The sequence below is a fragment of the Amycolatopsis sp. WAC 01376 genome, assembly GCF_003947415.1.
Taxonomy (GTDB): Bacteria; Actinomycetota; Actinomycetes; order Mycobacteriales; family Pseudonocardiaceae; genus Amycolatopsis.
Genome location: NZ_QHKL01000002.1, coordinates 1,215,385 through 1,226,136 on the forward strand (window position 1 = coordinate 1,215,385; position 10,752 = coordinate 1,226,136).

Sequence of the window (10,752 nt, forward strand, 5' to 3'; positions counted from 1 at the left end):
GTCCATCACCTGGACGACAACTCCCGCCCTGCGGGACCGAACAGGTAACGTGCCTCACCTACCGATCCGATGATGGGAAGGACCGGCATGTTCCGCAAGGTACTGGTCGCCAACCGGGGTGAGATCGCCATCCGCGCGTTCCGCGCCGGATTCGAGCTCGGCGCGGGCACGGTGGCTGTGTTCCCGCACGAAGACCGCAATTCGCTCCACCGGCTGAAGGCCGACGAGGCCTATGAGATCGGCGAACCCGGTCACCCGGTGCGGGCCTATCTGTCGGTCGAGGAGATCGTCGCGGCCGCCAAGAAGGCGGGCGCGGACGCCGTTTACCCCGGCTACGGCTTCCTCTCCGAGAACCCGGACCTCGCGCGCGCGTGCGAGGACGAAGGCATCACCTTCGTCGGGCCGAGCGCGGACATCCTCGAGCTGACCGGCAACAAGGCCCGCGCGGTCAAGGCCGCGCGCGAGGCGGGCGTTCCGGTGCTGGGCTCTTCCGAGCCGTCCTCCGACATCGACGCGCTGGTCGCCGCGGTCGAGGAGATCGGCTTCCCGGTCTTCGTCAAGGCCGTCGCCGGTGGTGGCGGACGCGGTATGCGCCGCGTCCAGGACCCCGCACAGCTGCGCGAGTCCATCGAGGCCGCCGCGCGCGAGGCCGAGTCGGCCTTCGGCGACCCGACGGTGTTCATCGAGAAGGCCGTCGTCGAGCCGCGCCACATCGAGGTCCAGATCCTCGCCGACGGCGAGGGCAACGTGATCCACCTCTACGAGCGCGACTGTTCGGTCCAGCGGCGGCACCAGAAGGTCATCGAGCTGGCCCCGGCGCCGAACCTGCCGCCGGAACTGCGGGACCGGATCTGCGCCGACGCGGTGAAGTTCGCCCGCCAGATCGGCTACCGCAACGCCGGCACCGTCGAGTTCCTGCTCGACCGGGACGGCAACCACGTCTTCATCGAGATGAACCCGCGCATCCAGGTCGAGCACACGGTGACCGAGGAGGTCACCGACGTCGACCTCGTCCAGTCGCAGCTGCGCATCGCCTCCGGCGAGACCCTCGACGATCTCGGGCTGTCGCAGGACAAGGTGTACCTGCGCGGTGCCGCCCTGCAATGCCGTATCACCACCGAGGATCCCGCCAACGGTTTCCGCCCGGACACCGGGATGATCAGCGCCTACCGCTCGCCCGGCGGCTCCGGCATCCGCCTCGACGGCGGGACGGCGTTCGCCGGCACCGAGATCAGCGCGCACTTCGACTCGCTGCTGGTGAAGCTCAGCTGCCGCGGCCGCGACTTCAAGACCGCCGTCGGCCGCGCCCGCCGCGCCGTCGCCGAGTTCCGGATCCGTGGTGTGGCCACGAACATCCCGTTCCTGCAGGCCGTCCTCGACGACCCGGACTTCCGCGAAGGCCGCGTCACGACGTCGTTTATCGAGGAGCGCCCGCATCTGCTCACCGCGCGCCATTCGGCCGACCGCGGGACCAGGCTGCTGACCTACCTCGCCGACAAGACGGTCAACAAACCGCACGGCGAGCGTCCGCGCACCCTCGACCCGCAGGTCAAACTGCCGAAGCTGCCCAAGGGTCCCGAACCGGCGCCCGGCTCGAAGCAGAAGCTCACCGAACTCGGCCCGGAAGGCTTCGCCCGCTGGCTGCGGGAGTCGCCGACCATCGGCGTCACCGACACCACCTTCCGTGACGCGCACCAGTCGCTGCTCGCCACCCGAGTGCGGACGAAGGACCTGCTCGCGGTCGCGCCGGTCGTCGCGCGGACCACACCGCAGCTGCTTTCGCTGGAGTGCTGGGGCGGCGCGACCTACGACGTCGCCCTCCGGTTCCTGGCGGAGGATCCGTGGGAGCGGCTGGCGAAGCTGCGGGAAGCGGTGCCGAACATCTGCCTGCAGATGCTGCTGCGCGGCCGCAACACCGTCGGCTACACGCCGTACCCCACCGAGGTGACCCACGCCTTCGTCGAGGAGGCGACGGCGACCGGCATCGACATCTTCCGGATCTTCGACGCGCTCAACGACGTCGAGCAGATGCGCCCGGCGATCGAAGCCGTGCGCGAGACCGGATCCGCGGTCGCCGAGGTGGCGCTCTGCTACACCTCGGACCTGTCGGACCCGGCAGAGAAGCTGTACACGCTGGACTACTACCTCAAGCTGGCGGAGCAGATCGTCGGCGCGGGGGCGCACGTCCTTGCCATCAAGGACATGGCGGGCCTGCTGCGGGCGCCGGCGGCGGCGCGGCTGGTTTCCGCGCTGCGCAAGGAGTTCGACCTCCCGGTGCATATCCACACGCATGACACCGCGGGTGGCCAGCTGGCGACGTACCTCGCCGCGATCCAGGCCGGGGCGGACGCCGTCGACGGTGCCGTCGCGTCCATGGCGGGCACGACGTCGCAGCCGTCGCTTTCGGCGCTCGTCGCCGCCACCGACCACTCGGACCGGCCGACCGGGCTGGATCTGCAGGCCATCGGCGACCTGGAGCCGTACTGGGAGAGCGTGCGCAAGATCTACGCGCCGTTCGAGGCGGGGCTCTCCTCGCCGACCGGGCGGGTGTACCACCACGAGATCCCGGGCGGTCAGCTGTCGAACCTGCGCACGCAGGCGATCTCGCTCGGTCTCGGCGAGCGGTTCGAGGACATCGAGGCGATGTACGCGGCCGCGGACAAGATCCTCGGGCACCTGGTCAAGGTCACGCCTTCGTCCAAAGTGGTCGGTGACCTCGCGCTGCACCTCGTCGGCGCGGGTGTCTCGCCGTCGGACTTCGAGGCGGAGCCGAACAAGTTCGACATCCCCGACTCGGTGATCGGCTTCCTGCGCGGCGAACTGGGCGACCCGCCCGGCGGCTGGCCGGAACCGTTCCGCACCAAGGCGCTCGAAGGCCGCGCGCAGCCGAAGCCGGTGCAGGAACTGTCCGAAGAGGACCGGAAGGGGCTGGCCGAGAACCGGCGCGCGACGCTGAACCGGCTGCTGTTCCCCGGGCCCACGAAGGACTTCGAGGCGCACCGCGAGCAGTACGGTGACACCTCGGTCCTGCCGTCCAAGGACTTCTTCTACGGTCTGCGCCCGGGCGAGGAGTACTCGGTCGACCTCGAACAGGGTGTCCGGCTGCTGATCGAGCTGGAGGCCATCGGCGAGGCCGACGAACGTGGCCTGCGCACGGTGATGTCCACGCTCAACGGCCAGCTGCGCCCGATCCAGGTGCGCGACACCTCGATCGCGTCGGACATCCCGGCGACGGAGAAGGCCGCCAAGGGCGACCCGAAGCAGATCGCCGCGCCGTTCGCGGGCGTGGTCACGCTGCAGGTGTCCGAGGGCGACGAGGTCGAGGCCGGTGCGACGGTCGCGACCATCGAGGCGATGAAGATGGAGGCGTCGATCACGGCGTCGACCGGCGGCAAGGTGTCGCGGCGCGCGATCAACGCCGTCCAGCAGGTGGAAGGCGGAGACCTGCTGCTCGTCCTGGAATGACCTTCCCCCGGAGTGCCGTGAAGGCCTCCTTGAGGGACCCAGAGTCCCTCAAGGAGGCCTTCACGGACTTGCGGCCGCCGCTAACGTGGACCGGTGCTGATCAACGCCGTACCCCAGTTCCAGGGCGCTCTGACCGAGCGCGCGCCCGAGTTGCCCGAAGGCTGCGTCGCGCTCGCCGAGCTGGCGGGCCACGTGCTGGGCGCGCCGGTGCACCACATCCTGCAGACCCGCGAGACGTCGCCCGCGGTCGACGGCATCGCCAACCGCGCGGTGCTCACCGGCGCGAACCGCGCCGCGCAGCTCGCCGCCCTCGAAGCGCCGGGCGGGCCGGTGCTCACCATCGGCGGTGACTGCGGCGTCGAGCTGATCCCGATCGGGGTCGCGCGCTACCGCTTCGGGCCCGGGCTCGGCGTCGCCTGGTTCGACGCGCATTCCGACCTCAACACCGCGGAGACGTCGCCGTCGGGCGCGTTCCACGGCATGGTGCTGCGGTCGCTGCTCGGCGAGGGCGACCCGGAGTTCGCCGCGAACCCGCCGGTCGAACCCGGACGCGTCGTCCTCGCCGGGACAAGGGCTTTCGACGACGCCGAGCGGGCCGTGGTCGACCGCGGGCTCGTCGTCGAGACGGCCGACGTCGCCGCCGGCCTGGCGGGCGCGGACAAGGTCTACGTCCATCTCGACCTCGACGTGCTCGACCCGGCGGAGTTCGACGGGCTGAACTATCCGGAGCCCGGTGGCTTGACGATCGAGCGTCTGGTGGCGATGCTTCGCGGGCTTAGCGGCTTCGAAGTCGTCGGCGCGGGAATCACCGAATGCGCCGGCACCGAGGTCCGCGTGCTGGAGCCCGTGCTCGAAGTACTCGGGGAATTGCTCACCGGAAAGCAGTGACGCTCCGTATTCATCGGCCGTTCGTACGTACCGCGCGAGGCGTTTGCCGGGCACTTGTCATCAAAATTCAGGGATGCCCCGTGATTTTGTCACGATGATGACAAGAAATCGGTTTCTTCTGCGAAAGGTGACACATTCACGAGCGACCGCGCGATGTGTTCGTTGTCACCTCACGACGATCGTGGGATGTCAGGACGCTGGGCGGAGCAAAGGAGCTGCGATGTCGGTGGAGCGCGGGATCGAACACGCTGCGCAGCCTCCTGCAGCACTGCCGCGTAAGCTCGCCGACATTTTGCGACCGGAACTGGGCAGTCTCGCCAACGAGATCGTCGACGAGATCCGGGCGACCATCCCCGCGTACGCGCGCCCGCTCGACGGGCCCTACGGCAAGTCCATCCGGGCAGGCGTCGAATACGCGATCACGTTGTTCGTCGCGCAGATCGCGGATCCGAGTGTCTCCAAGGAACAGTCGCACGAGGTCCACCATCGGCTCGGGCAGAACGAGATGCGGGAAGGCCGCAGCCTCGACACCCTCCAGTCGGCGTACCGGGTCGGTGCCCGCGTCTCGTGGCGGCGCATCATGCGCGTCGGCCGCCGCAGCGGGCTTTCGTCCGCGGTGATGTCGCAACTGGCCGACGCGATGCTCGCGTTCATGGACGAACTCGCGTCCGTCGCGCTGGACGGGTACCTCGAAGCGAAGGCGCGCACCGCGGGGGCACTGGACACGTGGCGCCGCAAACTGCTGCACCTGGTGCTGGAAACGCCGCCCGCGCCGTCCAAGGCGATCGCGGAACTCGCGCAGCTGACCGGCTGGACGGTGCCCGAGCGAGCGACGCCGGTGGTGCTGCACCCGCTCGGCGACAACGTCAGACCCCGGCGGCACAACGCCGTCGATTCGGACGTCCTCGCCGAACTCGACTCCGCTGAGCCGCGTCTGCTCGTCCCCGGCGAGATCTCCGGCGCCCGCCTGGCCACCTTGCAGGCCGCGCTGCCGGACTACCGGCTGTCGATCGGACCGTGCCGTCCGCTGGACTCCGTCGCCGATTCCCTTCGCTGGGCGCGCGACGCCCTGCATCTCTCCGAACGCGGCATCATCCAGGCGCGGCGGGTGATCCGCGCCGAAGACCACCTCGCCACCCTGCTCGTGAACGCCGACGCGGCGCTCACCTGCCGGCTGCGTGACCGCCTGTTCGCCCCGCTCGCCGAAATGACCGGGAAACAGCAGGAAAGGCTGCTCGAAACCCTTCGCGCCTGGCTCGACAGCCAAGGCAACGTCGTCGACATCGCCGAGCGCCTCCAGGTGCACCCGCAGACCGTCCGGTACCGCATGCGGCAGTTGCAGGCGACCTTCGGCGAGCACCTGCGCGACCCGGGAGCGCGGTTCGAGATGGAACTCGCGCTGCGGGCCGGTGTCAGTGCGTCGGCGTCAGCGGGGTTCGCGCTGCCGGAGGTGCTGCCGTCGCCGCGCAAGAGTCCACAGTGGACGCCGAGCGGCTCGTAGCCACCTGGATGTCATGAAAGGGTCGTTCAGGACGTTTTTCGTCCTGAACGACCCTTTCATGACACTCCGGAAGCGGTCAGCGGCGCCCCACCGGCGGGTCCGTGTTCGGGCATTTGCGTTCCGCTTCCCAGGGCAAGCCGACCTGATTGACCCCGATACACGCCTGGTTGTCCGGCCCTGACCCCATTCCGCTCAGCAGGGAGTCGAGGTTCTCCTTGACCCCGCAGCCGGAGAACTTGGGCAGGGTGAAGCCCTTGTAGGCGGGTTCCGGGTCGTTCGGATCGGTCCGCAGCACGCCGCCGGTGAACGCGTTCCAGTTCGGCCCGCGCAGGTTCAGCACGATCGGTTCGCTGGTCATGCAGTTGTCGCCGACGTCGAGGGGGACACCGTTGATGGTGAGATCCTTCAGTTTCCCGAAGAGTTCGAGCCGCAAGGTGGCCGTCGTCGTGGTGTCCCCGTGCAGCATGGTCTCGACGTCGATGACGGTGTTGCCCGTTTTGTAGTCGGCGGGCAGGAGCTCCATCGTCCCGTTGATCGGGACGAAACCGAAGCCGAGGATGGTCATCTTGCTCGGCGGCAAAATGGTGGAGCCGGTGCTGCGGTGGGGAGGCGCCGGGTAGAGGTAGTAGAAGGCGTTGAAGATGAACGACGGGGTCAACCGGACGAAGGCACCGAGCTTCTTCACCGACGACGTGCCTTGCGATTCGAAGGGCTGCAAGGGGAACACGGCGTCCGGCGGTGGCTCTTCGTTCGTGGCGTGCGTTCCGGCGCCGGGTTTCTGCCCGGGTTTGACGGTCTTCGGTTTGGCGATGCCCATCTCGAGCATCGTGACGCTGCCCAGCTTGGTGTCCTGATCCGGGGTCTGCGTGCAGGTGATCGGATTCCGCGGCGCCTCCGCCTGCGCCGCGGAAAGCTCGAGGGACGGGGCACCCGTGGTGAGCCGGAGTTCGCCGGGGCGGGTCGCCATGATGTCGGGAACCTTGCCCGTCGCGACCAGCTTCAGCTCACCGGTGGCGGGCACCTTGGTCGCCGGGATCTCAAGGGTCACCGGGATCTGGGCCTTCTTGTCCTCGCGCGTGGCCGTGAGCTCGATCTTCGCCGTGCCTGCCACCTCGGTGAGCGCGCCCAGCGTTCCCTCGCCGAGGGTGAAGGTGACGGAGAAATCCTTGACCTGCACCGGTTTTCCGGTTTGGACGACCTTGGGCAGCGTGGCCTGGACGTCCATGGTGACCGGACGTTCGCCGACCGGATCCGGGAAGGCACAGGTGTTCGCCAGGGTCTGGTGCGCGGGGGAAGCCCCCTGCAAGGGCGCTTTCGGCGGGGTCGCCGGATCGGTCGCCGCCGAGGAGGCCAAGGCGCCGTTCACACCCGCGAGCAGGATCACGCCCGCCAGTACGGGAAGCCTCCCGAGTGTCCGGCGAACCTGCTGCGTCATCTGGTTTCCTCTCGCGTCAAACGACGGGGATCGCCGGGGCGAACGCGCGGTTCTGTGCCGGGTTGGTGTTTTTGACCGTACAGCCGAGTGTCCACGGGGTCCATGTGTTGTCCCGCTTGTGGAATTCGACTTCGAGTCGGAACGTGGTGCCGAGCGCGAAGGTCGCCTGGCCGGGAGCGCCCGCCGTGAAAACGGGAACGGCGGTGGCCGAGTCCTGGGTGAAGCCGACCGTGCGCGGCCCGGGTACGTACGGGGTGATCTGCTCGGGCAGGTCCAGCCCGGTGACGGTCGCCGAAGCCGGGGTGGCGTTCGTCGCGGTCACCGGCGCTTTCACCTTGCCGCGGAGGCCGTCGTAGTTGGCGGCGCTGAAGATCGTCGCGTTGTGGATGGCGCTGAAGGTCGCGGTGCCGGCGATCGCGGCCGGTGTGAAGGCGCCGCCCGCGGACACCGGGCCCGGGATGTCGAACCTCGCCGTGATGTCGAGCGGTTGCTGGCCGATCATCGGGAAGCCGCACATGTACGTGACGGTCCCGGTCGTGTGAGAGGTGGCGGCCGAAGCCTGCCCGACGGTGAGCAGGGAGGCCGCGCCGAGCATGATGACGGAGACGACGCCTGCCCGGCGGACCTGCTGTCCCATAAGGGTTCCTCTCATGGCCGATGATGGAGACCGTGCGGGGCGGGCGTCCCCGCCCCGCACGGATGGTTCATCAGGTGATGGGGACGGCCGGGCTGAACGCGCGGTTCTGCGCCGGGTTGGTGTTCTTCACCGTGCAGTTGAAGCTCCACTTGGTCCAGGAACCGTCCTTCTTGTGGAACTCCAGCGGCGCGCTGATCGTGGTGCCGAGGGAGGCGGTCGCGGAGCCGGGCGTGCCTGCCGTGAACGTGGGAACGCCGGTGCCCGCGTCCTGGAGGATGTTGAACGTCCGCGGCCCCGGCACGTACGGGTTGATCTGGGTCGGGACGTCGAGGTTCGTCACCGACGCCGAGGCGGGGGTGGCGTTGGTGACCGTGACCGGCATGTTCACCTTGCCGCGGACACCGTCGTAGTTGGCGCTGTTGAGCAGCGCGTTGATGGTGGCGCTGATCGTCGCGGTGCCACTGATGCTCGACGGCGTGAAGGTGCCGCCCGATGCGACCGAATCGGGCCCGGTGAACTGGGCCTTCACGTCCAGCTGCTGCTGGCCGATAGCGGGAAAGTTGCACATGTACGCGACCGTGCCGGTGGCGTAGGTGGTCGCGGCGGCGGCCGTGCCGGCGGTGAGCACGGCGACGGCACCCATCACGACGGCGGTGGTGGCGACACCGGCTGACAACTTGCCAAGTCTGCGGGACATACCTGTCATCTCCTTTGATCCAGTTTACGTCTCGGACGGCTTTCCCCATGCGCCTTTCGGCGAATTTTTCTGATCAAATATGCTCGACTTGAGCGGCTTTCTCGGTGGTGGGGTAAACCGAGGTTACCCGCGAGTTATGTACGTAACAAGTATCCATGTCGACAGGTTTCGCAGTGGGGGCGGAAACCGTTCTTTCTTGTCAGTCCGCGCTGAATGCGATTATGAAGTTTGTCCGCCGATGACAAAGACGGGGTCGATCGGTGGAGCCGGGTTAACATTTCCCGCATGGCTTCAGTCAATCGACGATCCACGACACGGCGCGTGACGACATCCACGATAGCCGTAATGATCGCCACGGTTTCCCTTTCCGGTATCGCCGACGCCGCGCCGACCGGCGAACCGCGGCCGTGGGGGAGCAACGACTACGGGCAGGGGCAGGGCACAGTGCCCGCCTCGGCGTTCGGCGCGAGCGCGGTCTCCGCGGGCGGGATCACCCATCTGGCCCTGAAGGACGGAGGCGTGGTCGCCTGGGGTAATGACAACTACGGCCAGGCCACCGTTCCGGCCGCGGCCACGTCCGGTGTGTCGGCGATCGCCTCGGGCTGGGCGCACGAACTGGCCCTCAAGAACGGCGGTGTGATCGCCTGGGGCAACGGTTTCTACGGCCAGAACGTCGTACCCGCCGCCGCCACCTCCGGCGTCAAGGCCATCTCCACCAGCGCCTACTTCAACCTCGCGCTCAAGACGAACGGCAGCGTGCTGAGCTGGGGTTCGCGGACCACCGTCCCCGCGACGGTCACTTCGGGGGTCACCGCGATCTCGGCGGGTGTCGACCACGGCCTCGCGCTCAAGAACGGCGGCGTGATCGGGTGGGGCAGCAACTCGAAGGGCCAGATCACCGTGCCGGCGGCGGCGACCTCCGGGGTGACGGCGATCTCGGGCGGGTTCCGCCACAGCATCGCGCTGAAGAACGGCGGCGTCCTCGCCTGGGGCGATAACACCTACGGCCAGGCTTCCGTGCCGCCCGAGGCGCAATCGGACGTCGTCGCCATCGACGCCGGCTACAACCACAACGTGGCTCTGAAGGCGGACGGAAGCGTCTTCGCCTGGGGCAGCAACCTGAAACAGGAGAGCCGGGACACCAGCTCGGAACCGCCGATGGACATGTGGAAGTTCTCGGGCGTCTGTGCTCCGGTCTACGCCGTTTCCGCAGGTGACGGCACCGGCGTCGCGTTGGTCGACCCTGCCGCGCCGCAGTTCTGCTGAACTGCGAGGCGGACCCGGCGTCGAGCTCTTATGTCGTGAAGGGCCCCTTTGAGACGATCAACGTCTCAAAGGGGCCCTTCACGACATCCCCACGACCGCGGTCACTCTCGCGAGTCCGTGAAGGTCTCCTTGAGGGACCCAGAGTCCCTCAAGGAGACCTTCACGGACCGGACTCGAGCCTCAGACGTTGGACTTCATGTTCAGGGTGATGGTGTTGTCCGGACCGGAGATCAACGCCCCCAGCGCGAGGTCGTTGATGAAGCAGTCCTTGAACTCCGGGATGGTGAACGTCCCCGAAGACGGGATCGACGGGGCGAACAGGTCGACGTTCTTCGACACCAGCGTCAGGTCCAGCGGCTTGACGGTCTTGCAGGCGTTCGGCACCGTCGGCAGCGGGATGACCGGCCAGAACAGGCCGACCACGATGTTGTCGATCAGCATGTTCGCCTGCGAATGGGTGGTCAGGTCGCCGTTGGCGAGCGTGCCGGTGACCGGGCCGGTCGGCTCGATCCGCACGCGGGCCTTGATCTTGAAGACCCCCGAGACCAGCGAGATGTTCGCCGTCGAGGGCGGCAGGGACAGGTTCCCTCGGATGCCGACGTTGTCACCGTCGATGACGAGGGCACCGTCGAGCTGACCGGGGCCGAGGTCGAGGGTGCCGCCGGTCTTCTTGACCGTGGTCTTCCCGGTGACGGTGTAGGACACCGGGATCTCCACCGGGTCGTCCGCGAGGGCGGGCGACGCGGCGAGGCTGCCCGCCACGGCGATCGCGGAAGTGAGCGCGACGACCGTGCCGAGACGGCGACGAGCGGTTTTCGGGCGCGTTCGACCGAACATGGGTTTCTCCTCGTTTTCTCTCCTGT

At 68.2% G+C, this 10,752-nt stretch carries 8 protein-coding genes; 4 read left to right on the plus strand and 4 right to left on the minus strand.

Going from position 1 to position 10,752, the window contains the following annotated elements:
- The first annotated feature begins 87 nt into the window (after window positions 1-87).
- From DMH03_RS15045 to DMH03_RS15055, 3 genes are all read left to right on the plus strand, one after another.
- On the plus strand, window positions 88-3,465 hold the full coding sequence (locus DMH03_RS15045) for a pyruvate carboxylase (protein WP_125792573.1): 3,378 nt from the start codon (window positions 88-90) through the stop codon (window positions 3,463-3,465).
- 93 nt (window positions 3,466-3,558) lie between these two features.
- Window positions 3,559-4,353: an arginase family protein gene (locus DMH03_RS15050; RefSeq protein ID WP_125792574.1), complete on the plus strand. Its 795-nt coding sequence runs from the start codon at window positions 3,559-3,561 to the stop codon at window positions 4,351-4,353.
- Between the two features lie 220 nt (window positions 4,354-4,573).
- Window positions 4,574-5,854 carry a CdaR family transcriptional regulator gene (locus tag DMH03_RS15055; RefSeq protein ID WP_125792575.1) on the plus strand — a complete coding sequence of 427 codons (1,281 nt, stop codon included), beginning with the start codon at window positions 4,574-4,576 and terminating at the stop codon, window positions 5,852-5,854.
- A gap of 76 nt (window positions 5,855-5,930) precedes the next feature.
- Here the strand turns inward: DMH03_RS15055 and DMH03_RS15060 are convergent, their stop codons facing one another.
- The 3 genes from DMH03_RS15060 to DMH03_RS15070 all read right to left on the minus strand — a co-directional run bounded on the left by DMH03_RS15060 (window position 5,931) and on the right by DMH03_RS15070 (window position 8,623).
- Complete coding sequence (locus DMH03_RS15060; protein WP_125792576.1) at window positions 5,931-7,289, minus strand: DUF6801 domain-containing protein; 1,359 nt, start codon at window positions 7,287-7,289, stop codon at window positions 5,931-5,933.
- Between the two features lie 16 nt (window positions 7,290-7,305).
- Window positions 7,306-7,926 carry a DUF6801 domain-containing protein gene (locus tag DMH03_RS15065; RefSeq protein WP_125792577.1) on the minus strand — a complete coding sequence of 207 codons (621 nt, stop codon included), beginning with the start codon at window positions 7,924-7,926 and terminating at the stop codon, window positions 7,306-7,308.
- Window positions 7,927-7,996: 70 nt separating this feature from the next.
- Window positions 7,997-8,623 carry a DUF6801 domain-containing protein gene (locus tag DMH03_RS15070; protein WP_125792578.1) on the minus strand — a complete coding sequence of 209 codons (627 nt, stop codon included), beginning with the start codon at window positions 8,621-8,623 and terminating at the stop codon, window positions 7,997-7,999.
- A gap of 345 nt (window positions 8,624-8,968) precedes the next feature.
- Between DMH03_RS15070 and DMH03_RS15075 the strand changes: the two genes are divergently transcribed.
- Window positions 8,969-9,889 (plus strand): hypothetical protein, encoded by a 921-nt coding sequence (locus DMH03_RS15075; RefSeq protein WP_125792579.1) that lies wholly within the window; start codon window positions 8,969-8,971, stop codon window positions 9,887-9,889.
- Between the two features lie 180 nt (window positions 9,890-10,069).
- On the opposite strand, the gene DMH03_RS15080 is transcribed toward DMH03_RS15075, so the two are convergent.
- Window positions 10,070-10,726 carry a hypothetical protein gene (locus DMH03_RS15080; protein ID WP_125792580.1) on the minus strand — a complete coding sequence of 219 codons (657 nt, stop codon included), beginning with the start codon at window positions 10,724-10,726 and terminating at the stop codon, window positions 10,070-10,072.
- Window positions 10,727-10,752 lie beyond the last annotated feature (26 nt).